General features: G+C 63.4%; 20 protein-coding genes, 5 pseudogenes and 1 riboswitch. Of the genes and pseudogenes, 15 read left to right on the forward strand and 10 right to left on the reverse strand.

Annotation, left to right across the window (positions count from 1 at the left end):
- Window positions 1–186: 186 nt before the first annotated feature.
- From PV772_RS15045 to PV772_RS15065, 5 genes and pseudogenes are all read left to right on the forward strand, one after another.
- A complete protein-coding gene (locus PV772_RS15045; RefSeq protein WP_347886656.1) occupies window positions 187–357 on the forward strand; it encodes a hypothetical protein in 171 nt (56 codons plus the stop codon).
- 148 nt (window positions 358–505) lie between these two features.
- Window positions 506–1143 (forward strand): annotated as a pseudogene (locus PV772_RS15050) (hypothetical protein).
- A 442-nt stretch (window positions 1144–1585) separates the two neighbouring features.
- Window positions 1586–1801: riboswitch (cyclic di-AMP (ydaO/yuaA leader) on the forward strand.
- 4 nt (window positions 1802–1805) lie between these two features.
- Window positions 1806–2630 (forward strand): peptidoglycan DD-metalloendopeptidase family protein, encoded by an 825-nt coding sequence (locus tag PV772_RS15055; protein ID WP_347886657.1) that lies wholly within the window; start codon window positions 1806–1808, stop codon window positions 2628–2630.
- A 985-nt stretch (window positions 2631–3615) separates the two neighbouring features.
- Window positions 3616–4239: an isoprenylcysteine carboxylmethyltransferase family protein gene (locus PV772_RS15060; RefSeq protein ID WP_347886658.1), complete on the forward strand. Its 624-nt coding sequence runs from the start codon at window positions 3616–3618 to the stop codon at window positions 4237–4239.
- Window positions 4229–4411 (forward strand): hypothetical protein, encoded by a 183-nt coding sequence (locus tag PV772_RS15065; protein WP_347886659.1) that lies wholly within the window; start codon window positions 4229–4231, stop codon window positions 4409–4411. The genes PV772_RS15060 and PV772_RS15065 overlap by 11 nt, the downstream gene beginning before the upstream one ends.
- 277 nt (window positions 4412–4688) lie before the next feature.
- Here the strand turns inward: PV772_RS15065 and PV772_RS15070 are convergent.
- Window positions 4689–4889: pseudogene (locus PV772_RS15070) on the reverse strand (DDE-type integrase/transposase/recombinase); the annotation flags it as partial.
- A 227-nt stretch (window positions 4890–5116) separates the two neighbouring features.
- Here PV772_RS15070 and PV772_RS15075 point away from each other — a divergent pair.
- Window positions 5117–5515 carry a hypothetical protein gene (locus PV772_RS15075; protein WP_347886660.1) on the forward strand — a complete coding sequence of 133 codons (399 nt, stop codon included), beginning with the start codon at window positions 5117–5119 and terminating at the stop codon, window positions 5513–5515.
- Between the two features lie 129 nt (window positions 5516–5644).
- On the opposite strand, the gene PV772_RS15080 is transcribed toward PV772_RS15075, so the two are convergent.
- Window positions 5645–5947, reverse strand: a complete 303-nt coding sequence (locus tag PV772_RS15080; protein ID WP_347886661.1) for a DUF4193 domain-containing protein — start codon at window positions 5945–5947, stop codon at window positions 5645–5647.
- Window positions 5948–7096: 1149 nt separating this feature from the next.
- Between PV772_RS15080 and PV772_RS15085 the strand changes: the two genes are divergently transcribed.
- The 6 genes from PV772_RS15085 (at window position 7097) to PV772_RS15110 (ending at window position 10801) form a co-directional block, all read left to right on the forward strand.
- Complete coding sequence (locus PV772_RS15085; protein WP_141160717.1) at window positions 7097–7327, forward strand: hypothetical protein; 231 nt, start codon at window positions 7097–7099, stop codon at window positions 7325–7327.
- The gene (locus PV772_RS15090) at window positions 7324–7515 is read left to right on the forward strand and encodes a hypothetical protein (protein ID WP_347886662.1); all 192 of its coding nucleotides are present in this window, start codon (window positions 7324–7326) and stop codon (window positions 7513–7515) included. The genes PV772_RS15085 and PV772_RS15090 overlap by 4 nt, the downstream gene beginning before the upstream one ends.
- A gap of 179 nt (window positions 7516–7694) precedes the next feature.
- Window positions 7695–8618 (forward strand): sialidase family protein, encoded by a 924-nt coding sequence (locus PV772_RS15095; protein ID WP_347886663.1) that lies wholly within the window; start codon window positions 7695–7697, stop codon window positions 8616–8618.
- Between the two features lie 178 nt (window positions 8619–8796).
- On the forward strand, window positions 8797–9177 hold the full coding sequence (locus tag PV772_RS15100; protein WP_347886664.1) for a BlaI/MecI/CopY family transcriptional regulator: 381 nt from the start codon (window positions 8797–8799) through the stop codon (window positions 9175–9177).
- 11 nt (window positions 9178–9188) lie between these two features.
- The gene (locus tag PV772_RS15105; protein WP_347886665.1) at window positions 9189–10142 is read left to right on the forward strand and encodes a M56 family metallopeptidase; all 954 of its coding nucleotides are present in this window, start codon (window positions 9189–9191) and stop codon (window positions 10140–10142) included.
- A 395-nt stretch (window positions 10143–10537) separates the two neighbouring features.
- Window positions 10538–10801 carry a hypothetical protein gene (locus PV772_RS15110; RefSeq protein ID WP_109863928.1) on the forward strand — a complete coding sequence of 88 codons (264 nt, stop codon included), beginning with the start codon at window positions 10538–10540 and terminating at the stop codon, window positions 10799–10801.
- 574 nt (window positions 10802–11375) lie between these two features.
- On the opposite strand, the pseudogene PV772_RS15115 reads toward PV772_RS15110, so the two are convergent.
- Window positions 11376–13598: pseudogene (locus PV772_RS15115) on the reverse strand (transglycosylase domain-containing protein).
- Window positions 13599–14755: 1157 nt separating this feature from the next.
- On the opposite strand from PV772_RS15115, the pseudogene PV772_RS15120 reads away from it, so the two are divergent.
- Window positions 14756–15248: pseudogene (locus PV772_RS15120) on the forward strand (DUF3515 domain-containing protein).
- 1262 nt (window positions 15249–16510) lie between these two features.
- Here the strand turns inward: PV772_RS15120 and PV772_RS15125 are convergent.
- Window positions 16511–17374: an SURF1 family protein gene (locus PV772_RS15125; RefSeq protein ID WP_109045795.1), complete on the reverse strand. Its 864-nt coding sequence runs from the start codon at window positions 17372–17374 to the stop codon at window positions 16511–16513.
- Between the two features lie 315 nt (window positions 17375–17689).
- Between PV772_RS15125 and PV772_RS15130 the strand changes: the two genes are divergently transcribed.
- Both PV772_RS15130 and PV772_RS15135 read left to right on the forward strand, forming a co-directional pair.
- Window positions 17690–18067: a hypothetical protein gene (locus tag PV772_RS15130; RefSeq protein WP_347886666.1), complete on the forward strand. Its 378-nt coding sequence runs from the start codon at window positions 17690–17692 to the stop codon at window positions 18065–18067.
- A 1143-nt stretch (window positions 18068–19210) separates the two neighbouring features.
- Entirely contained in the window at window positions 19211–20473 is a 1263-nt protein-coding gene (locus PV772_RS15135; RefSeq protein ID WP_240617793.1) for a YibE/F family protein, read from the forward strand.
- A 48-nt stretch (window positions 20474–20521) separates the two neighbouring features.
- On the opposite strand, the gene PV772_RS15140 is transcribed toward PV772_RS15135, so the two are convergent.
- The 6 genes and pseudogenes from PV772_RS15140 to PV772_RS15165 form a co-directional block, all read right to left on the reverse strand.
- Window positions 20522–20935 (reverse strand): four-helix bundle copper-binding protein, encoded by a 414-nt coding sequence (locus tag PV772_RS15140; protein ID WP_109045793.1) that lies wholly within the window; start codon window positions 20933–20935, stop codon window positions 20522–20524.
- A 160-nt stretch (window positions 20936–21095) separates the two neighbouring features.
- Window positions 21096–21581, reverse strand: coding sequence for a hypothetical protein (locus PV772_RS15145; RefSeq protein WP_109045803.1), 486 nt, complete (start codon window positions 21579–21581; stop codon window positions 21096–21098).
- A 140-nt stretch (window positions 21582–21721) separates the two neighbouring features.
- Window positions 21722–22280: pseudogene (locus tag PV772_RS15150) on the reverse strand (TlpA disulfide reductase family protein).
- Between the two features lie 293 nt (window positions 22281–22573).
- Window positions 22574–22960, reverse strand: a complete 387-nt coding sequence (locus tag PV772_RS15155) for a cytochrome c oxidase assembly protein (protein ID WP_347886667.1) — start codon at window positions 22958–22960, stop codon at window positions 22574–22576.
- A gap of 5 nt (window positions 22961–22965) precedes the next feature.
- Complete coding sequence (locus tag PV772_RS15160; RefSeq protein ID WP_347886668.1) at window positions 22966–23475, reverse strand: cytochrome c oxidase assembly protein; 510 nt, start codon at window positions 23473–23475, stop codon at window positions 22966–22968.
- Between the two features lies 1 nt (window position 23476).
- Entirely contained in the window at window positions 23477–23734 is a 258-nt protein-coding gene (locus tag PV772_RS15165) for a hypothetical protein (protein WP_347886669.1), read from the reverse strand.
- Between the last annotated feature and the right edge of the window lie 17 nt (window positions 23735–23751).

A 23751-nucleotide genomic window follows, 5' to 3' on the forward strand; every position in this document is an offset into this window, starting at 1 on the left:
CATCCGACCACGTTGAGAACGATTCCGGCACCGATCAGGACCATGGCACCAAGACCAGGCCTTGCGGGAGGGGGTTCCGGTGGCCCAAAACTCATTCAACAAAACCGCAGCATACCGCTGGCCCGGTATCCGGAGAGGGCTACACAGTGTGCGCAGCCCTGGACCAGGACTGCCGTCATTGTCAGGTTGGGCGCATTCCTCCTCGGCCTCGGCGCCGGGGCCGTCGGCCAGGTCGCCGTCAAGCTCCTGCCAATGCTCAAGGACCCCGAAGGAAAGACCTTCACGCCGCTGACCGCCGGGGGAATCGTGGCAGGCCTGGCCGTCATGTTCGGCACCGGCCTGCTCGTCGTGGCCTGAAACCGGCCAAACCCGTGCCGGCGGAGGCCCGTGCCATGCCACCTGGCCATGGCAGCCGTTGAGACAGTAGGGATCCATCCGGCCGGTCCCGACCTGTTCGATCAGGTTGTTGTCCTGATGGATCAAGCTGGCGCGGGATAATGAGGCCATGGCCAAGACTCCCGCCCAGCGCATCAAAAAACACGGCAGCAAAGCCACGGTCCCCGCCCACCAACTGCCTCCTGTGATCAACTCCACAACCAGCCGGTCGCCGCAAATGGCGCAAGGTAACAGCAACCTGATCGTTGTTGCCGGCGTCGTAGCCAGCCTTTTCCTGTTCTGGTACCTGCACTTGCTCACGCTGAACCAGATGACGCAGTTGTCCGGCGGTCTCGCGATGCCGGATTCCCTTGTGGGCGGCTTTTCCACCGAGTATGTTGGGCAGCTGCGCGCTGCCATGGACGATGACGCCCGCGGGCAGCTCGGCTACGTCCACAAAACCGCGGGGACGCTGTTTCCTCTCATTTTCGGCTTCAGTTGGCTCCTGCTGATCGGCACGAACGTGGCCGTCAAGACCGTGCGTTGGGCGTTGTGGATGGCGCCGATACTCTTCGTCATCATCCGACTGTGGGCCAACGCTGCCGTTGACGCCGCCCTGGCTCCTGCCACGCCCGATGCCAGCGCGGTGGCCGCGGCGTCAGCCCTCACGGTCGGGGCTGGGTGCTTCTCATCCTGAGCCTGACGGCGGGAGGGGCGGCGGTGTTCCTGGGACGCCGGGACGCCCGGCGGAAGCCCAGGCTGCCCTGACGATCCGCGGTTCCCACCGGAGAATGTGAAGGTTTCCACACGAACGAACCGCGGGTGAAGTCAGTATTGCCGGTCTCATGTGGTTCGGACGGGCCCTCTGGGACCAACGAAAGAATCAAGTCCGACGTCAGAGCTTCCGCAGCCGCCGCCGTATGGGTCAAAGGCGGCAGACGGCATCAAAGGCGACGGGCCGATAGCGGTCAAGTCAGAATGATGGCGTTCCGAATCCTCAACCAACTTTAAGCGACGATGAGCAGCCGGGGCGCACATGATGAGCGAGACCCCGACTCCTCCAGTTGCGCTGACCCGGCGCACGTAATGCCGTGACGCCCCTTCCGCAAAGATAACGGAACGATTACGGTCCGGTTAGTCAGCTATAGTTGAGCCTGAAGCATCGATACCAAAGCGTTACCGGATCCGGAGCCAAGCTCTGCCAGCGGATCAGGTGCACGAGTCACCAACTGGCAGAGGCGGAGGAACCATAACCGGCAGTCGCAGGACTGCCTTGGGGTGAAGTCCGTCAGCAGCAAGCCCTCATCCAGCTAAAAATCCTTCCGGGGACCTCTCTGCGCAGAGTGCTTGTTACGGCGGACCGGGTCTTTGAACTCTCTGACCCGAATCCGACAGCTAACTTCGCAGGCTTACCCGGAGAGGAAAAAATCTTGGCCAGGCAATACTCCAGGGGCCGCCGACGCGCGACAGGCCCCGCTTCGGCGCGCCGGGCGACCGAGGTGTTTACCGCGGACAGGCCCCGCGATCCGCAGCGCGAAGCACGCCGTCGCCGGGGACCCTTCCGCCAGATCACTGATTTCGCCGCCTCCAGCGGTATCGGCCAGAAGGCCGGCATCGCGTTGGCAGCAACGGGCCTGGCACTCACCGTGACTGTTCCGGTGACCGGCCCTGTGATGGCCGCCCAGGAACCCGTTCAGGCCGCGTCCGCCGTTTCCACCGCCCCACAGCCTGAAATTTCCGCGGCGCCGGGAGCTCGAATCGACTTCAGCCGCTCCCCGGTAGCCACGAAGGCGGACCCGGACGGCAAGCTGAAACAACTGCTCAGTGCACAGTCGGCCGGTGCCATCACCCGCGCAGCCTCCGCTGGAACTCTTGGCGCTCCGCTCGCTGCGATGACCACAGTTTCGCCGTTCGGGCTCCGGGTCAGTCCCATCACAGGCGGTTCAGGAGATTTCCATCGGGGACAGGACCTCGTCGCCCAGTGCGGCACTTCCGTCCTGGCCGCTGCCGCAGGTACCGTCACCTTCGCAAGTTGGGACCAGTATGGCGGAGGGAACCGCGTGGTCGTGGATCACGGCAACGGCCTGAAAACCACATACAACCACCTGTCTTCCTTCAACGTGACCAAGGGGCAGGCAGTATCCCGGGGAGACGTGGTGGCCTTCAGTGGGACCACGGGCGCCTCCACCGGCTGCCACCTCCACTTCGAGGTTGAAGTCAACGGGAAAGTTGTCGACCCCACCGGCTGGCTCTAAATTCAACTGATAGCGGGCTCCGCGCAAGCTTGCTCGCAGCGGCGGCCGGCTTCCATGCAGATACGCCAATGCTCGTGCATGCGATTCGCACTCGTCCGGGAGTCCGTGCAGACGGTCTGACAGGCTTTCAGGACGGCCCTGGTGATGTCCGATTTCGTAGCCGGTGTGCCGGGACAAGATATTCCCGGTAATGCCGCAGATGTAGGCGCTGCATATGGCCCAGTGCACTCGCTGCACGTCAGAGGTAGCCGGGATGGCCGTGCGCCTGAGCTGCCGGCACTCCTGACGCTGGAAGAAGTGGAAATGATCACTGAGTTCGGCGCAGTCCACGTTCCCGGAAAACCCGGGTCGTCCTGACGGCCACAGTCCGGGCTGGTGCGCGGCTCTACCGTGGAGCGTCGGGATCTGATGCGATCTCTGGCGCTGGCTCCTGGCGATGAGGGCAAAAGTTGCCGCTGATGCGAACGGAGAGATGCCCTGCAGCCGGACGGACTCCGGGCCGGGATCACCGAAGCTGGGGCGCTTTCGCACAGGACCTAGCGGTCCAACGCCGAGCCCGTGCCGAGCATCTTTCCGCCACGCCGATGACATGCTGGGCGGGGTCGGCCCGCTACCCGCCGCCTCCAGGCCTCGGGCCGAATTTCGTCACACGCCAATCATGTCCCCTGGAAGCTTCGCGTTTATCCCGGCGATCGGTAGCGCAAGCGAGGGGATCCAGGCCGGCGCAGAAGTGAAAGATGTACGCCGCCATCTCTGATCTCCGAAGTACGGTCGAGGCCCGGTCCGGGGCGCGTCTGGTCACTCACCAAAGGTCATCGAAGCCGGGCTGGGCAGAACAGCTTACGCAGTGTCAGCAATCTGGAAATTGCCGGAGGCGGATGCGTCCGGGCCGCTGGATCGCCAAAAAGTTATGGTATAAAGCCTAGGCGGCAGGAAGCGATTCGATAATGTTGATGAACCGGGTAGTGACGAGGGGTGATGGGTGATGGCTGTCGCTGCTCTCATCCTCACCGGAGTTTTTGCCCTGCTCGACGTCGCGCGCCACGTGATCCAGCGTCACCGCACGGGCGACGCCGGGATCCGGCAGTTCTCGGTGGGGCCTGGATCCCTGCAATGGTGGGCGCACTGGGGCATGGAATTCGGCACCCTGATCACGGGCGTGGCCGCGCCTATCGCAGACCTGACCGGACTCGCGCCGCTCGAGGTTCTGGACCACCCGGTGGCTCGCGGTGTCGGCACGGCACTTGCCGTGCTCGGCATCCTGGCTACCTTCGCCGCCCAACTTGCGATGGGAGCATCCTGGCGTATCGGTGTGGACGAAACCGAGCGAACCGTCCTGGTCACTTGGGGCCCGTTCCGGCTCGTCCGCAACCCGATCTTCAGTGCCGTGTTCCTGGCGTTCCTGGGCCTGACGCTGATGGTGCCCAACGTGGTCGCGGTCGCCGGGTTCGCCGCCATCCTTGTCGGCACCCAGATGCAGGTGCGCCGGGTGGAAGAGCCATACCTGCGCCGTACGCATGGCACCGCATATACCGACTACGCCTCACGCGTGGGCCGATTCCTGCCCGGCATCGGACGGCTACGGTCTGACCCGCGGAATGGGCATTGATGTCCGGCAAGTGACGGCAGGCTGCATGGCCAACGACACCCGCCATCAAAGCCGCCAAGTGCAGGAACAAAAAGACAAAGACCTTGAAATCACCAAGCTCGCCGCCAACCTGCACAGGGCCAGCGTCGGAAATGATACTGCCGCGGCCCGGCCCGAACATAGTGGATCTTAGGAGGCGCACCGGGCGGCTTCGGAGCACCAGCTGGCCTTTATCGGCACGGACTGAAGGATTCCCGGGAGTCTGAGAGGACCGCTGCGAAGGAGGCCGGAATCGTTCGTTTTCGTGCACGGACACACTGCCAGTTCCTGCGAGCTCCTGCGGTCGTCAAGTTTTTGAGACAGTTCTCGTTGTTGTTGGTTAGGCGGCCAGGGGTTCCTGGACGGTGGTTTGGTAGGTGGTGTGGGCGGTTGCTGGTGGTGTGCCGGCCGGCTCGGCGGTTGGGCTGGCGGCGGTTGTACCAGCCCTCGATGTAATCCATCACGGCGGTCCGGGCGGCGAGCCTGGAGGCGAAGCGGTGGTTCCGGGCCATCCTCAGGGCCGCAGTGCATAGGCTCGCGCGCATGTGTTCGGCCATGGCCCAGCCGATGACCATGCCGGAGAACAGGTCGATGACGATGGCCAGGTAGAGCCAGCCCTGGCCCGTGCGCAGGTGTCAGGAGTACCGGCAACACCCCGACCAGCAAGTGTCTGGTCCCCGGCAAAGCATGCAGTGCTCGTAGAGCTGGCATGCGCGCTGCGGTTGCCAAGGCCTGAGCGCAGGGAACCCTTTTGTCGTTGCGCTCTTAAGCCATGCGAATATAAGGAAATTAGGAGACGGTTGAGGCCGTCCGGGGCAACAGCTGGTTCCATGACAAGTTCTGCGGAGGGCACGTAACGGTGAACGACACTTCAGGGTTCTGGCGTACTGACCCTGCCACGCTCCGTGACGTGGTAATCGACCCCGAAGGCTTGGAGGCCGCCTTCGCCAATGGCTGTCCGCCTCTGGAGCGTGTCCGGTTTCTGGCGCTGCTCAACCGCGAGGGTGAGGCTCTTCATGAAGGCCTCCAGCTGCTGTCTGACGTCCCCGACCGGGGCGAACTGTTGCTGGTACTCGCCCAAGTCGTCCAACGCCACTACCGCTGGCATGAAGCCGCGCAGCTGCAGGAGGAGGCACTGCAGCTGGCCTCCACCCGTTTGGAAGAAGCAGTAAGGCATCAAATCGCGCGGCGGCTCTTCGACGAAGCCCGCTACAGTGACGCTGCTGCGGAGTTTTCAGTGGGAGCATCTGACCTCTAGGGCCAGCACCAGCTCGCAGAGAAATCCCGACAAGCCATGCAACGTTCCCATCAAGTGCACGCCAACGCATAACGCCTCCAGATCTGGCGCAAAGGCATCGCCGATCTTCCGGTACATCATGACGTGAGGTCAGCCCTCACAGTCAGTGCAGTATGCGTGTCCGTCTTTCTCAAACGCGATCTGGGAACGGTGCCGGACCAGGAAGCAGGAATAGCAGGTGAACTCGTCATCTGCCTGAGGGATGACTTGGACAATCAGTTCTTCGGCGACAAACTCTCCTCCCGGAATGCCAAAGGTGTCCATGTCTTCTGCTTCGTCAAGCTCTCGCACAACGCTTCGGGCGTCCGGGGCGTTCGCCGACTTTAGCGCCTCCAGCGAATCATTCTGCGATTCCTTGACGTCTGTGCGGAGCTCGTCGTAATCAGTTGCCACTAGGTACTACTCTTTCTTGCTAACGGATATGTCGGACATGCAACGTACACCGTGGCGCCGTTGTTCCTTGGCAACGCATGCCGTCGGATCGCTGCCCTGCACGTCCGCTGCCTGTACTACGGCGAGCTAACGAAAACCGGCGAGAGAATAGGACGTTTCGCCCGAAGGGCCGCATCGCATCGTGCCGAGCAGCCTGTCAACAGTACCCTGAGCCGAATACGTTTCCCGGCTGAGGCCTGTCGGGGACCGACTTGCCTGGCGGACTACGGGACGGGTACGGGGACCCTTCGGGCGCCCAAATCCGTTCGTCGGGCAACCCAAAAGCCGCCCGTCGGCAGTACGGAATCTACAAGAACAATGGCCAGTACCCGGCCGGTCCACTGATTTTTCCGCCACAGGAACAGGGCCAGAAGTACGTAGGCGACGAACAGCGCACCGTGCACAGGGCCCAAGAGTTGAACTCCGCCCGCCTGCCCTATCCCGTACTTCACGATCGTTGCCAGGATAAGCAGCAGCCATGACGCAGCTTCAGCCACGGCCAACACTCGGAATACACGCAGAAAGTCCATGGGACCAAAAGTTAGCAGCATTGGCTGGGAGAATGCCGGGGAGCGTTCTGATCCGATCCGCCAGCATGACCCGTACCACTGCCGCGTCAAAGTCCGGGACTACCTGCCCGCGGGCTCCGGCGGAAGTATGGCCTACCGTGACCATCGGGCGGCCGCTTCGCGTTACGGCGCCGGGGCGGTTCGCTGTAACGGGTAATACAAGTCGGTGCACGAAGCCATCACCTGAGCTGTGATGGCGCCCTTGCCGCAAGCTGACGCCTGGCGCTTCGCCGCACCCAGGTTAGGCGCCTCGTCGCTGGGTCGCCAGGGGTGGCTTTCAGCGGCTGTTGGCCGGCGCACGGTTTGCGTATTACTATGAGCCTTAGTAGATGAGGAAGACGGCGGCGCCAATGCGCTCCTGGACAAGGATATCTACCGTCGGCGACGACGCTTCGTTGCTTTCGGTCGTAGCTTCAACAGGCACCGCGCTTGCTGTCGGCACGGGGCGGATGCACGAGCAGATGACGTACGGCATGCCGGACATGGCCGGCGGCCGACCGGAAGCCCTCAGACACGTACCTGAGAATTATGGAGGCTTACTATGAGTGAAGTGCTTCTTCCCTTGGCTCTGCTGGCATGCCCGCTGACCATGGGGCTGATGATGTGGTTCATGATGCGTGGTGGTAAAGACAGCTTGGAGCCGTCCCCGCCAGCTGACAACGACGCCGAACTGGCAGAACTCCGTGCCCAAGTTGACCAACTGCGCGCGGCCCAGCGGGAAGCCGCAGACACCACCGTGGAGCCGCCTGCCACAGCTGACGGATTCCGATGAGCGGGCTTGTGCTCGCCGCGGCGGTCCTTGTGGCATCGCTGGCCCTGACGTACTTCTTCTGTCTGCGTCCGATGCGCCGGGGCCGGTGCGCCATGGCGCCCAAGGCCCAGGCCGACGGACATTTCGCCGCTCCGGTGGATCGCGAGGCTGAAATCGCCCGCCTGCGCGACGAGATCGCGGCGCTGTAGGCGGCAACCCCGACCCGCGAATCCCGCTGACCGCCATAGTGGCCTGACGGCGGAAGACCGAAGCCCGGCAACGGCTGACTTATCTGGTGCTGCCGCCGCGGTCTGCCTCTGCCCGCACACCATTCGACCCGGACAGGCCATCCATCCGGCATCTGCCCCCAAACTGCAAGGATCAATACGTGCCTACTGCATCCAAACCCACTGCCATCAAAAAACCCCAGCCGAAAACTTCCAAATCCGGGCGTAGGATCAGCCGACGCTGGGTGGCCATCGCCACCGCCGCGGTGATCGCTCTCGGCGCCGGGATAGGTTTCTTTCTGGCCACGAGCGGTGGGTCCAGGGATGGGGCGACGGCCGCGGTAAAGCCGTATGTGGGCGGGGACCTGCACGTGCTGACAGCCCTCGGGGACCGGCTTTATGTCGGCGGGCACGACGGCGGGGCTGTCTCCAGCGACAACGGCAGGACCTGGACGCAGCTGGCCTCGTTGAAGGGTGCGGATCCGATGGGTGCGGCAGCCAGCGGGGACTCGACGCTTATCGGGGGGCACCCCGGCCTGTTCCGGTCCACGGACGGGACCACCTTCAGCAAGGTCACGGGCCAGGGCGGGCTTGGGGATGTCCACGCCCTTGGCGGTGCCGGAGGCACCGTCTACGCCGGAACCGCGGCGCGGGGGTTGCTGGCCAGCAACGACGGCGGGGCGAGCTGGGAGGCCCGTAACGCGGAGGCCGGCAGGATGTTCATGGGGGTGATCCTGGTCGATCCCGCCGACCCGCAGCGGCTGATTGCCCCTGATATGTCGGCCGGCCTTGTGGCCAGCGCCGACGGCGGCGTTACCTGGAAGCCGCTGGGCGGTCCGGGCGGGGCGATGGCGGCAGCATGGGACCCGACCAACACCGGGCGGCTGCTTGCCGTCGGCATGGCCGAAAGCGCCATGAGCAACGACGGCGGTAAGACCTGGACCCCCTTGACGATGCCCCAGGGCGCAGCCGCAGCGACGTTCTCCCCGGACGGCACAACAATCTATGCCGCGGCGCCCGCAGGCACGACCGCTGCCGTCTTCGCCAGTACCGACCAGGGACAGACCTGGAAGGCTCTTAACTGAGTCCCGACCGCCAACGTGCGGACGCTGCTTTAGAGCTGCTGGTTGTGGATGCAGGATCAGGTCTGTAGTCCGCTTCAGCTGTCCTATCCGCCGAGTCCTCAGCGTTAGAGGCCTGGGGGATTACTATGGAACATAGTTGTGTTCGGCCGCTCCGGCCGGACACGGAGAGGCGCAGGTTGTGGCACGTCAGCTAGGGGAACTGGAACAGCTGGTGATGGACCGGATCTGGTCCCGGGACCATCCCGTTGCCGTGCGCGAGGTCCTCGAAGACTTGCAGCGCGAACGGGTCCTGGCCTACACGACAGTGATGACCGTGATGGACAACCTGCGCCGCAAGGGCGTGCTGACGCGGAAAAAGGCCGGACGGGCCTTCCTTTACCGCCCTGCGCAGACCCGCGAACAGCACGCGGCCGCCTTCATGGGCGAGGTCCTGGCCGGCAGCCGTGACCGGCAAGTGACGCTGCTGCACTTCCTGGAGCAGATACCCCCGCATGAGGCGGCCCGACTGCGCGAGGCGCTGGACGCGCGCCGTCCGGAAGGGGACGAGGCCGGCCGATGATTGCTCCGGTGATGCTGATTCTTCTTGGGCTGATGCTGGCGCTGCTGGGCCCTGTCGTGCTGCGGCGGAGCAGCTGGCTGGAGCGTTGCCCGCGGATAGGCATTGCCGCCTGGCAGGCTCTGAGCTTCTCGCTGGTGTCAACAGTCATACTCGCCGGTGCGGCACTGGCAGTTCCGGTCGTGCCGTGGACCACGGATCTGGCGGAACTCGTCCGGGCCTGCGCGATGGCACTGGTTGAGCAGTATTCCACTCCGGGCGGCGCCGTCGTGAGTACTACCGGCATCGTAGCCGTTCTCGCCCTGCTTGCCAGGGTCGGATACAGCGCGGCCAGGGGCCTGAGAGCCGCAGCCAGTACCAGAAGCCGGCAGCTGCAGTCCCTGGCGTTGATCGCCCGTCCCCACCGTGACGTGGACGCGCTTGTGGTCGAACACCAGGCCGCGGCCGCGTACTGCCTTCCCGGCCGGGGCGGCAGGATTGTTTTGACCAGCGCCGCCCTGGCGGCCCTGGACCGCGGTCAGCTCGACGCCGTGATGGCCCACGAACGGGCACACCTGCGTGGACGCCACCACCTCATTCTTGCAGTGGCCGATGCCCTGCGTCATGCCTTCCCGGGCGTGGCGGCCTTCCGCGAGGCCCGGAGCGCCCTGGGGCGGCTGGTGGAGATGCTGGCCGACGACAACGCCGCCCGGTGCGCCGACCGCCTGACAGTGGCCACGGCCCTGGTTCGGATGGCGGAGCACGGCGCGACCCCCGCGGCAGCGCTCGGAGCCGGGGACGAATCCGCGCTGAGCCGCGTCCGGCGTCTCGTCGCACCTGCCCGGCCACTGGGGGCAGGGCAGACCGTTGTCGCAACGCTGGCAACCGGGGCATTGCTGGCCCTGCCGATGTTCTTCGCGGTCGTCCCCGCGTCCGCGGCCGGCGCGATGCCGCCCTGCCCTGCCGATGGCATCGCAAGAGCGACTTGACCTGGACCGGTTATGCTTTCCCCGCGTTTAGGCGGGGCCCGGCAATCCCGAAGCGCGTGCCGACCTACGCGACTGGCACGCCTCGGCGCGGGCACCAAGAGATGCAGCACATAGAAGAGACGGTGTGCTCAACCACATCGACTACGAAATCGTCCTCGCAACCGGGTTCGGGCTCAACACGCTGAAGCCGGTCGACGGGATCCTCCGCGGCTACTTCGGGCGGCTAACCTCCCAAACGTCCGCCTCCGGCGTGCTGGTCGACGCCATCACCCTGCTGCGCCTCGTGCGGGCGACGTTGCCGCGAGGCGGGACCACCATCACATCGAATGAAGCGGAAGCATGGACCGAGGACTTGGAGAGGGTGGTTGAAGCCGAGCTGCGTGCAAGCGCCCGGGATGAATGCGAAGGCGGGCCTGCTGGCAGCCGGCGCGATCCTCGCTCTCGGTCCCTGGGGCTTCACGCCGGAGGAGCTCCACGAAGTCTCCGGCCCTGGTCCGTTGATCTCGGAGATCCACCAAAAACTGAGCGCCGCCAAGCGGGAAGGACGCGGGCTCCCGGCTGTGCCGTCCGACGCGGAGCTGCGCGACCTCGAAGCAGGCATGAGGCATTTGGTCGACCTCGTGGAGTCTCCCGGCGGCTCCGATGGTACCCCTGGATGACCTATGTCGATCTTCGATTTCACAGCGCCTGCCCTAATCGACCACCCTGACTATCTCAAGGTGCGCCAAGCGCTGGACTATGTAACGATCGAGCGCTCGGGGCGGGCTTCGGCAGAAGATCGGGCACAAAGTGGCACCGTGGCCCTCCAAGGAGACCGGGCCTTGGACGCGACGCGCCTCGTGAGATTCATTCCGCGATCCGTGTCGTCGTCTGTGGCTTGTGCCGGGCCGCTATCGATGGCGAAACGCTCCGTGGCTGCGGTGCCGGGTCGTGCGCAAGGGCGGGCGGTTCCATCAGTGGCCCTCCTTCGGATGGTGTTTGGGGTGCGGGCGAGCGGGACGACGAGGACAGACCGGTGCTGGCGGTGGGTGAGATGGACCGCGACGGACTCGACCAGCGACTCCTCTGCGACGGTGTCTCTGCCAAGCTGGTTGACGACTGTGGCGGGATCGACGGGAGTGGTCCGCAGGCGCTCTGAGCCGGTCGCCGACATTCAGGCGGCAGCGAAATTGCTGCGTCGCGGGTGGGTTCCCGTGAGCGCAGCCACCTCGCCACCGCCCTCTCCGATCAGGGTTAGCGGGACGGCGAGGCTGAAGGTGCCGGCCTCGCTGCCGTAGTTGGTGGGCTTGAGGGCTGATTCCTGATCATCGTCTCGGGCGGTTCGGGAAACGCTTCCGTGGAGTACAGGCCGGCGACCTGAGACATGTAATTTGCCCACTGTGGGCCAGCGATCATGTACCCGTCGATGCCTTTGTAGAACTTGCCGTTGATGCTTACGTTTTGTCCTGCGCGTTGTTGTCCCTCCAGCGCGTCCCCGAAGAAGGAGGCTGTAGCAAGTCCTCGAGTGTAACCCACCACCCAGGTGGCGCCGTTGTTGTTTGAAGTACCCGTTTTAGCGGCGGCCGGTGTTCCGGCGGGGATCTTAGGTGTGATGTATACCCCCGAGCCTCGTTTGAGGACATCTTGAAGCACGTAGTTCACGCCCTTGGCGACGTCCGGTTTGAGGGCCTCGCGGCAGGTGGTTCCCGGGACGGGGAGTTCGCTTCCGTCGGCCTGCGTGATGCGAACCAGGGCTCGGGGTTCACAGTATTGCCCGTCGTTGGCGAATGTAGCGTAGGCGTTGGCCATGTTTAGAGGCGATACGCCGGTGCCTCCCAGGAGATTGCCGAGTTGATGAATGTTCACGGGCGTGCTGTCCAGGCCGTTGCGCACCCCCAGAGCGTCGACTACTTTCTGGATTCCGCAGAAGTCCAGTTGGGCTGCCGAGGCGAATGTGGCGGTGTTGATGGAGTTGTACAGCCCGTAATTTACTGGCATGGGCCGGTAGAACCCTTCCTCGGCGTTCTGGAGGTCGTCCGCGGCATCCAGACGGGCAGCTTTCTGGACCGTGCTGTAGGCGCCGGAAACCTTCCCGCACGTCGATTTCCATGGGAAGCCGACCGGGTAGACGCGTTTGGACGCATCCACTGTCGCGGTGATGCTTTTGCCCTCGTTTAACCATTGGGCGAATATGAACGGTTTCATGGTGGATCCAGGTTGAAAGCCACCGGCCCCGTTAAGGTCGTTCCCGGCGGCGTCTTTGGCATCGACATTAAAGTTCAGCTGCGTGTCGAATTTCCCGTCCTGCGGCAGGTACACGGTGTTTTGGGCCATGGCCAGGATCTTCCCGGTTCCTGGCTGCACGGTGATAAGGGATGCGCCCCACTTGCCAAGGTTTGGCCCGGCAGTGGCATCGACTTGCTGTTGCGCCGCGTTCTGCAGCCTGCTGTCCAGAGTGGTATTGATCGTCAGGCCGCCACGGTATAGCCTCCTTTCCCGTTCCGACACGTTGGAGCCGTAGGCCGGGTCGTTGAGCACCAACCGCGCAACGTAGTTGCAGAAGTACGGTGCCATTTGGGCGCCGGCGCAGCCTTGCCGGGAGGGTGTGAGCTGCAGGTCAGGTCCGGTCGCGACCGCGGCGTCGTACTCTGCCTGTTGTATTTTCCCTTGCGCGAGCATGTTGCCCAGGACCTGGTTCCGGCGGGCGATGGATTTGTCCGGGTTTACGGCTGGATCGTAGAAACTCGGGCTGTTCACCAACCCGGCAAGGAGGGCGGCCTGCGGCAGGGTTAATTCCTTCGCGGTCGTGTTGAAGTAATACCGGGCCGCAGCTTCGGCGCCGTAGGCGTCCCGGTTGAAGAACACAATGTTCAGGTACCCCTCAAGGATCTGTTCCTTGGAGAACTTTTTCTCCAGGGCGATGGCCAGCTTCATCTCCCGCAGTTTGTCGCCAATTTCCTTTTGCCCGTTGAGGACTATTTCGGATTCGCGGCCCGAAGAAGCAAGGGATTCGTTGATGACGTTGGTGACATACTGCTAAGTCAGCGTGGAGGCGCCCTGCCGGGCGCCGGTGGTCAGGTTGCGTGCCAGGGCACGCAGGATACCCTGCCCGTCGACTCCGCCGTGCTCGAAAAACCGGCTGTCTTCAATCGCCACGATGGCGTCCTTGAGGTACGGAGACATCTCATCCAGCGGAACGCTGGAGCGGTTCTCCGCGTAAAAAGTGGCGATGATCTGTCCGTCCGAGGCCAGGACCTTGGTGGATTGTGAAGGAGGTTCGACCGCCAGTTCGGCCGGCAGACTAGCGAACAGCGCATTGGAGCCGCTCAGAGCCGCCCCTGCCACCGCTGCCCCGGGCACCAACAAACCAGCAACCAGGACGCCCGCCAGAACGCTGGCCGCCACAAAACCCAGCAGCTTCCCCGGCCCAGTTGCACGCGTGCCGGACCACCGCCCAGCCGGTGGAATATCGCTCATAACATTTCCCTTCTACAGTTCTGATGCTTGCTGAAATCAACCCGGTCTTCGGCGCCCGGTACTGTCACGCGCACGGCTTGTGCCCGGCTACCTGATCTGGTCCGCCGGCAGGGCACTGTAGGCCGGGACGGAACCCGAATGTCGGGTATGTGGCGGATGGGGTCCTGAAGACGCGGAGCCTCCGGTGCCGCGCCAAGAGGGTCTCCTCCCTGCCCGCGAGCCTGAAAGCCACACTCCAGCGCAACCAAGCGCCTTGGGAACTGCTCCCGATGTGGAGTGGGCCTGGTTGTTGTAAGGAGAGTTGTGTCCCGGATTCAGACTGTCAGCAGTGGGGACGTTGGCGTGAATTTGCCGCAACGGTCCCGGGGCTGCGCCGGGAGAGCCTTTTTTATCTCCGGCTAATTGTTTATGTCCGGCTGATACAGAAGTCACCGGGCGACGGCGCAGCACCTAGATACACATAGTGGGGGCGCTCGTCATCAGTCCTGGGCGCGGCCTGGGTGTCAAACGCTGCAGAAGGTGGCTGCGCCGACAATGAAGTCTTGGCTGCTGAGAGGACGCAGCTCGAGCCAGTGTGTGACATGTTGGGGCAATCAGCGGCAGTGATGCAGGAAGACCGGCCGCCGGCTTTGCCCTCACCACCAGCCGAAACGGGGGAGTGAGCACTCTCGGCGGCGGCGGCGATGTTTGGGCCCCCCGACACCGAGGTATTGGCCGCCGTGGCATGAGCGCCGGCCAATATGTGCAGAGCCAACATAGCGGCAGCACGGACAGAAGAACGGTCACCAAGCCCGCCCGCCGGAGAGACGACGCGACGGGGCCGATTCGGGCCACAGTCATAGGGTCCTCCTTCCGCAAAAGCACTGGCACGTATAAGAGTAGCGGCAGGCGCCGAAAGTGCCGTGCACTTCGGGCACCTGCCGGTACAACTAGGTGGCTCAATGGGCTGCTCCGCGGTGTCGGAGGTTGGGAAGGGCCGGGTTCCGGGAACCCTTTCGCGCCGAGGTCTGCTTCATCTTTTGCCGTTGGCCGGGTCCTGTGCACCTTCCGGCAGCCCGGCCTGCCACTGTTCGGTTGCGGCCAGACCAGTGCCTCGGCCTCTGAGACCCATCCTGACCTGAAACGCGCCTGTCCCGGGCGTCCTCTAGAGTGTAGAGATGCGCCTGCTGCACAGAATTACCTCCCAGGCCGGGCGCTTCGGCTGGTTCGGCATCTCGGCGGCGGCTGCAGGTGTTTTCCTTACGGCGTGCTCCCAGGTAGTGGACGTAAAACTCTGCGAAGGACGCGGCAAACCCGGCATGCGCGCCGATGATGGTGGCTCTGCCCAATTCTGTCGGGGACGCGACGTCGGGCAAGACCAACAGCCAAGCCACAGCCGCATGGGGAGATCCCTCCCGGTTGATCCTCCGTTGCGGCGTCAACGTCCCTGGCCCCACCACGGACAGGTGCGTTAGCGTCAACGGGATCGATTGGCTGATCAAGGAAGGGGATACGGTGTGGACACTGACGACCTTTGGCCGTGATGCTGCCACCGAAATTCTGATGAATCCAGACCAGATCCCTTCGGCAACGGCCTTGGCGGATCGTTCCGCTCCGGTAGCCAAGATCCCGGCAACAAGAAAGTGCCTGGGGCAGGAAGACAGCAGGTGAACCAGGAAGGTGTCCACGTGTGAACCTATCCCTCACCGAGTCCACACGTTATTACCGGAAACAGCCGCTCCGGCCGGGAAACTCATCAATGGAGCGTCCTGTATCTGGAGCTGCCCCAAGGAAACGGCATTGCCGGACGACAACAAGCCCGCCTGGCTTAGGCTGCCCCACGGAGGCCATCATGTTATGGCTGAACGGGGTGTAAGCCACCGCTGCAGCAGTGGGCAAACCGAGGCTTCACCGGAGCACGCACGGGCAGGACACGATCTCAGTCAAACGTTCCACCGCACCCCGAGACCTCCCCGTCCCGCTGGCGCTGTGGGGAGATCTGGCGGACTCCCTGCTGCGAACCAGGAACAGGGCCGGCTCGGCTTTTGCATCCCATTTCAGCTACATGCCTAAATGGCGCGGCTCCCGCGTCGTTGATGTGTCAGGACAACACCCATGAGCAAGAAGTACATGACCATCTCGTCGGTTGCCGTTGCCGCCGCTATCGCCGTGACCGGTTGCTCAGCTGACTCCGGCAGCAGCATGCCCGGGATGAACCACGGCGGTGACGGTCCCGTGCCGTCATCAACTTCCCCGGCGGCTGCCAGCTCCCCGACCGCAACGGACCCGGCCGATGTCGCGGGGACCGGTTCAGACCGCCGAATAATGAGAATGCCCCCCTGACGGTGGGCATCGCCGGGGCGTTGCCCACTGTGGCCGGAGGAATCTTTTACTTGGCGCAGCGTCGGTCCCGGAACTCGGGCCACCAAGGCCGTTCCAGACGAGGGTGACAGGTGCAGCAGGTGCCCCGCCTTGCGTAGATCCTACTGGCTTCCCCAGCAACAGACGGGCTCCGGTTGACGCCCAGGAGCTCCATTAGCTTCATCCACCACCACCTCGACGGATCCGACACTGGCTCGAAGCTGCGCTCCATACATTGTCAGCTACGCCCAGACCGGGTGATCCCGGATTGGAACCAGCTGGTGGAAAACACCTTCAATACTGCCGGCATCCCTGTGGGAGACACGGGCCCGATGTTCAGAATTACGCCACCCCGATTTCCAGCCAGTCTGGCCAGCTCGGGACCTATATCGGCAACAGCCAGGTCCTCGGCTCCGGTCTGAAGGGAATAACGAAACCGCGGTTCACCCGCTACCTGAATGACCGCCAAGGGCGCCGTCACTATCGTCCGCGCCGGAAAATGACAGCCCTTGGCAGCCCGCCTAAGGCTCGCGATGGAGACGGTCGCGTCCCGGGAATCCCCGCGGTGTCCTTTATAGTCCCAGCCTGTCGAGGAGGGCGTCCTCTTCGTCATCGGAAGTGTTGCGTTTGCGGGCTTTGTCCTCCCGGCGGACCTGTAAAGCCGGGTCGTGGGAGCCGCTCTGCCTCTGGTCCTCGTGTTCCTCCTTGGCAATACGGGCCTGTTGGCGGGCCGCGTGCCCGAACCCAACGAAGGCAAGTATTCCAAAGGTGAGCCATTGCATCGCGTACGAAAGGTTCGATCCTTCCTGAACAGCCGGCATGGAGAGCTGTTGCGGCGAAACGTCGGGCGCAGGCGACTCGGAGGCCATCAGCCCGTAACTGCCGGTCAACAGTGGGTACTCCAACTGCTTGGCATAGACAGGCAGGGCGATACTCGGCAATTGACCCTCAGGCGCCGTCCTACCCTCAAGCGCCTGCTCGGACGGTTTGATCCGGATTATAACCTCAACATTTCCCGCTGGTGGAGATGGGACAACATCGGGGTACCCAGACCTTAAGTTGCCGATGGGTAACCAGCCCCTGTCCACTATCACCGTGTCGCCCGTGCCGAGTCGGAAGGGAACAAGAATCTCATAACCGGGCGCGGAATTGTTTGGCCGGTTCCTGACAATCCGCTGATCCTGGGGCAGATATCGACCACTAAGCGTCACCGTTGTCCATTTAATTTCCGGATCAGACACCGAAAAATACTGTTCCACCTGCTCGAACGGCACAGGAGGTTTTACGTAGTTTTGCTGGACGCGCCGGATTTCAGCAACCGCCTGGTTGCGCCGATCCATCTGCCATTTGCTCAACCCTGCGCAGGCCGCCGCGACAACAACGGCAAGGACCAGGAAGCTCAGCCAGCGCCTTGTCAGCAGGAACCGGTAGTTCAAGGCGACCTCCTCTGGAGACGTGGGGGCTCAATCAATCCCTGGGTGGCGGGTTGTTTGAGGAACCGCATACGCGGTATCAGGCGTGGCAGGTTTGGGGTAAGGCGCAGGAATGCCGAGAACACCCATCCAGCGTAACCGTGCTGAAGGAAATCCTTTGCCTGCTCTCAGACGGGACGGCGCTCCCCAATTGACGTGACCAGAGGCCCCCGCTTGAAGATTGAGACTTCGGGAAGCACGCCCGCGCAACTTCGGATGACGTTGCGGCAGGCATAAGCGGCCGTCGAATGCGACAGTTCCTGGCCGCCATGCTCCTCGATGAGCCTGGCAAGTATGGCTGTAACAGGTTTGGATGGCCTCGGTATGACTAATCAATATCCGGCTGTGTCCTTGATCAGGGAGCCGGCAGAGACCGTTTCCGCAGGGTATCTGTCGGAGGACGAACGGATCACGATTGCGGACCGCTACCGCGGCGGGCACAGTCTTTGCTTAAACGTGCAGGAGCTGGGCAGGGCGCCGTCGACGTTGAGCCGGGAACCGCCGAAACCGGCACCAATGCGGCAGTTACCGCCACACCATGCGCAGAAGCTGGCCCGCACCCGCCGTCAACGCCCCGGGCAGGGCAAGATCGCCGGGAGACCCGAACTGCGGGAATTCATCCAGAAGCACTTGAACAAGTGGTGGAGTCCGGCTTGATCTGCCGCAGGATCAAGGCCCTTTTCCCTGACCGGCCTGAGCTGCATCTGGTGCACGAGACCACCTAGGAGGCCCTGTATCGAGCGGGCGCACCGGCGGTGGGTTCGGTCAACCGATGGACGAGCAAGCCCTATCTGTCCCGCGGGTATGCGCCTGCACCGGTCAACAACGCACTGATCCGCGCGAACAACTCCACCTTGACTCCGGCCAGACCAGCCCTCCGCCGTATCCATCGACTGATGAATCCAAAGTTGAAGCTGGGGCGATATAACCGTCACAAGTGCCCGTCGAGTCATAACGTGGGGCCAGAATGACCGTCCTACCGGCGCCACAAACCTGTCACAGCCAACGGGGATTCAGGTCCCGACTGTCCTTGGAAGCACCCTTGTTGGGCCATCCTCACCTACCAGCGGTAGAGTTCTCCATGACGCCCTTGTTAGGCGTCATGGAGAACTCTAGATTGCAAGCGTCCACCGTAGCCGTTGGTCCTTTGGGACGGGATTTGGAGCAGTGGCAGGCAAGCAAGGAAAACATGATTAATCGGGACGAAAACCTCCAGTTCTCCTGTTTCTGGCCCTCAGGCCGGCATGCCGCTGTCGTCCAGACGGCTGGTCCTGGTTGCTGCTGCATGCATCCTCGTCGGAATTTTGGCGGGGCGGTTCCTGTTCGCAGGGCTGATTTTGGCGGCAGCGGGAATGGCTGTACTCGCGGTCGCTTTGTCGTATGGAACTGGCAGCTGCCGGTTCTCCCCGGTGACTTGGGTTGTCTGCGTCGCCGGGGCTGTGTGGACTGCAGCGACTGCCGGGTACTGGCTGTCAGTGACTACAGCTGCCGACACTGCACGAGAGGTTCCTGCTATTGCGTCGCCGCTGTTCGACACTGGCGCGGCCAGTCTCGTCATCATGGCCGGAGGAGTAGTGACCGCAGCCGTTCTACGGACAGTGAGGGGACGGAGGCTTTCGTGATACCGGCGTTGTCATCCTTGTCGTGGAGGAGCTGCGGCGACGAGCCGGCGCTTGACATATCGATCGAAGGCCACGGACGTCCCCCGAATCGGGCCGCGAAAGATTTCCCATGCGGGGTTAGCTCCTGATGGCTCAGGGACAAGGGCGCCCCCATGCCGGGCACGGCTCATCATCTACTGTGACGGGCTCCCGCTGGCAGGCCAACCGGTTACTCCTGGTGATCCTGGCTCCGCTGGCACTGCTGACGTTAGTGGCCATGATCTGGATGTGGCCATCAGGCAGCAGGGAAGGCATCGCCCTCAACAACCCTTATTCCGGCGCCCCCGGGGCCACGTTCGAGAGCGGCAGAATTCAGCGGGTTCTGCACGAAGGTTGCGTTCAGGCAGGAAACCAGGGCAGTCAGGTCCAGGCGGACACGGAGTGCGTCTTTGCATTTACCGAACCGGACAAGGGCGGCACGCCTGTGAAAGTGATCATTAATCCTGATGTGGCAAAGTCCCATGGTGTCAAAGCGGGGGACAACATCACCTACGTTGACCTGTCGGCTTCCCCTGGCGTGGCTTCCAGCCCTGCGGCTCCGCGCTACATTTTCGTGGACTTTGTCCGCACGGTTCCTGTTCTGCTGCTGGCCATGCTCTACGCCGTCGTGGTGGTCACCGTGGCACGTTGGCGCGGGCTGCGTGCGCTTATGGGCCTCGTCGGGGCGTTTGCGGTTCTGGCAGCATTCATACTGCCCGGCCTGGCAGAAGGGAAACCCCCGGTGCTGCTGGCCCTTGTGGGATCTACCGTGATCATGATGGGCATGCTGTACTTCGCCCACGGGTTTTCCGCGCGCACGTCCACAGCTCTGCTTGGCACTGTGTTCGGGCTCGGCATCATCGCGCTGCTGGCCGCATGGTCAACGGATGCTGCGAACCTGTGGGGAAAAGCAGGTTTTGAAGCCTCAACCCTGTCCAGCATCTCCAGCAACATCTCGATCTCGGCGATCATCCTGTGCGGGCTGATCATCTCGGGGCTCGGGGTGCTGAACGACGTCACCATCGCGCAGTCATCCGCCGTGTGGGAACTCTACGAGCTTGCTCCGGAAACGACGGCGCACGACCTCTTCACGTCCGCCATGCGCATCGGCCGCGACCACATCGCCTCGACGGTTTACACCATTGCCTTCGCCTATGCCGGAGCCGCGCTGCCTGTCCTGATCATTGTGATGCTCTATGGCCGGCCGTTAGGGGAAGTGCTGACCAGTGCCGAGACCTCGGAGGAAGTGGTTCGCACGCTGGTTGGCTCTGTGGGTTTGGTCCTTGCGATCCCTGTCACCACCCTCATCGCCGTCCTGGTCGTCAAGGCAGAGGGCGCACGAACTCGGCCCGGCCGGCCCACGTCGTCAGGCATAACCGTGCCCCGGGACCGACCACCATTTTGGCCGGACAGTGCTCTGTGAGCAGCGGGGCGCGCAAAGAACAGCCGCCCCGCTGCTGGCTGGGTTTACTTAGCCAAGCGCGGCGAGGAGCTCATTGCATGCTGTCTCGCAGCGCTGGCAGGCGTCGGCGCAGATCCGGCAATGCTCGTGCATGCTGGCATGCTGTTCGCATTCGTCGGCGCAGGCTTTGCATGCTGTGGCGCACGCCTGGAGTACGGCGCGGGTGATGTTGGCGTCGTAGCCGGTGTGGCGGGAGAGGATGTTTCCCGTCGTGGCGCAGAGGTCGGCGCAGTCCAGATCTGTGCGGATGCACTTGACCAGTTCAGCGACCATGTCCTCGCTGAGACAGGCATCCGCGCACGCGGTACAGGCTTGGGAGCAGTCATAACAGGCTGCGATGCATTCGGCGAGTTTATGCTGGTCAATACCGCTCAGGTCCTTGGGGTAGGAGTCCAGGAGCTTGTGGGTTGTTCCATGTGTCATTTTTCTCTCCTTATCGTGTGGTTACGCTGACTGTGGTGCGTGCTGCAGTGCCGCGTGGTGGTGGCGGCCTCCGCGGTGTATGGGCTGTATCTTCTCCTGTCTCTATGGTGTTGGGACTGCTGTCCGTGACGGGCGGATGGACGGAATGAAGGCGCTGGGCCTACCGGGGCATGGCTTGCGCGTGAATTTTCAGGGCGCGGTCTTTGGCTTGTCGGGACGTTTCGGCTTGACGTGTCCTTCCGGCATGGCGGTACAGATCCTGGGCCCAGTCAAATTCCGCTGCGGCGGCCGCGTAGAGACCTTCGTCGAAAAGGCGCCTTCCTATCTGATGGCGCACGAGAGCTTCCCTGGTTCTGGTATGGGCCAGCCGGAGCGCTTCTTCGTGAAGCCGCGCGGCCTGCCTCCATTGGTAGGTCCTTTGGTAGGCATGGGCCAGGACAAGTAGAGCGTTGAAAGGATCCTCGGAGGTTTCCAGGAGCCCACGGCCTTCGGTGATCGCTTCATCCCCGCGGCCCAGCAGGGTGAGGAGCCAGACCCGTTCCACGGTTGTGCAGTCCGCGAGCCGCGACTCCATGGCGGCCCGGTCCACAACGACGTCCAGCAGCGTCCCTTGATCGGTACGCCACATTTTCTTCTCAGTTTCCATCAGTATCCATTCATTCCTGCTGTCCGAAAACGACTTCCTGGGTGAGCCGCCGACCATCCCCATGGGAACGGGCCATCAACAACGTTCCTTCCCGGACCGTGCAAGCTTTGCCGAGAGCCCACTTGGTTCCCCGCCTGGTCTCATTGAGCCTGCGCGCTGACGATCAGGGATTTGAGGGTGCCCTGGTCCGCCAGGCCAAGGATCCTGCTGGCAACCCGTCCCTGCTTGTCCAGGACAAGGGTGGAGGGTACGGCCTGGGGCGGGACGTACTGTGCCATGGCCAGCAAAATCCCGCCATCCTTATCCTGCATGCTCGGATAAGTGATCCCGAACGTCCGCTCGAAAGCAGTCGCGGCCTGTTCCTCGTCCCGGATGTTAACGCCGTAGAACCGGACTCCGTCGGGTTGAAACTGCTCCCAGAGGGACTCCAGGCGGGGGGGCTTCGAGACGGCAGGGGGCACAGGCGGCGTACCAGAAGTTGAGTACAACAACTCTGCCGGCCCAGGCCGCTGAGCTGATCACCGTCCCGTCGTAGAGTTTGCCGGTCAGTACGACCGGCGGGGTCTGCTGCGCGGGGGCATATTCGGTGACGGACCCATCCCCGGCGATGTAGTTCTTGTTATCGCCCGCCTTCGCTTGGTCGGTCAGCGCGTCAGTGGAGCCGCATCCTGCCAGGGCTGTGATGCCCGCTGCGCCCAGGAGGGCGGTGGCGACCAGTCTTCGCCGCGTCAGGACAGCGGCCGTTCTCTGGTCAGGCCGAGGGGGAGAGGGGGTGTGACTTGATGCACGATCGTCCCTTGCTGTTGTGAGTGAGGCCCGGTTCGCAGTGACTTCAGGAGGGGAGCAGCCCTCCCGGGTGCCCTGTGTTTGGGCCGGAGATTTTGGGAGTGTCCTTCGCGAGGCGGCCTGGATGACGTGGCTGGTGGCTCCCATCGGTGGCAGGGCGCGCTCTGGTGCCTTCGGTAACTGCGCGAACGCGGATGGCCCGGGCATCACGGCGGCCCCTGGGGTAGGCGGGGGCCGCTCAGGTGTTCGCTGTTCAGAGCCTCGAGCTGGTCGTCGGTGAGGTTGTCGTAGGAGATTGCTTCATTCCGGTCGCTGCGTGCGAAGCGGACGAACATAAGGATGATCAGTGGCACGTCGACTGTTTCTGCGAGGAACCACAGCAGGTCACCGGCGAGTTGTTGGTCGCGCAGCGGTCCCGGAAGCCAGCCAGCATGCCCGGTCAGGCCTTGCGTGGCCCCGTCCAGGATTTGCGGGCTGATCCGCATCATGATCCCGGGCACGGCGTCGGCGACCAGTTCAATGAAGACGTAGATGAACTCGACGATGATCATCGCGCTGACGGTTTTGGAGGAGGCATCTTCGATGATGGGCACGACCATCAGCATCCGGTCAGCGGCACGAGAAGTGTGAGGGCGACGTCCCAGAACGCGTCGGTCCGCAAGGGGTAGAACAGGGGGGTCAGGAAGAGCGTGAAAATTCCCAGGCCCAGCAACGCAGCGACCACCGTGTTGGCCAGGGCCCGCATCACCGGGTGTGCCAGGAACCGGTCCAGCCTTCCGGTCCCGGCGGTCCCGAGGGTTGCCCGGGCCAGGGTGAGGGGCTTACCGGCGGTGACGAGCAGCGGAACGATGAACAGGTATGAGGTGATTTTAAGGGTGAAGACCCAGCGCAGATCATGGCTGTACACGCCGGTGAACCCAAAGCTCAACAGCGCAAAGCTGCCCAGACCCAGGGCGTAGAACGTCGCGGTCCGCAGCCACGGCCACCGGGTCCGCAGCAGCCGGGCCCGTCGCAGGCCCCGCGCATAGAGCAGGGCGGCCGTGGTCAGGAGGGCCAGGGCCGGCCAGTTCATCGTCCAGGAGGTTAGGACGACATCCAGGGGCGGCATGTTAGTGGTTTTTCGTCTCGGTGCGTCCGGCGAGGACTGCGCCGGCGAGGAGAAGTAAAGCACCGGTGGGGTAGCCGATGAAGATGTCCTCGATGGGGCTCGGTCCCTGCCCTGTGGGTGCGAGGTGGGCGATCCAGTGGGCGATGGCCACGAGGGCGCCGAGGGCCATGAGGAGCTGCCCGGTGCGGACCAGCCGCCGGTGCCGCCGATAGCGTGACTGGAAATCGGTCGGTTGTTTTGGCTTGCGGTAGTTTTTCATGATGGGCCCTTTGGGAG

This window comes from Pseudarthrobacter sp. CC12 (assembly GCF_039907755.1).
Classification (GTDB): Bacteria; Actinomycetota; Actinomycetes; order Actinomycetales; family Micrococcaceae; genus Arthrobacter; species Arthrobacter niigatensis.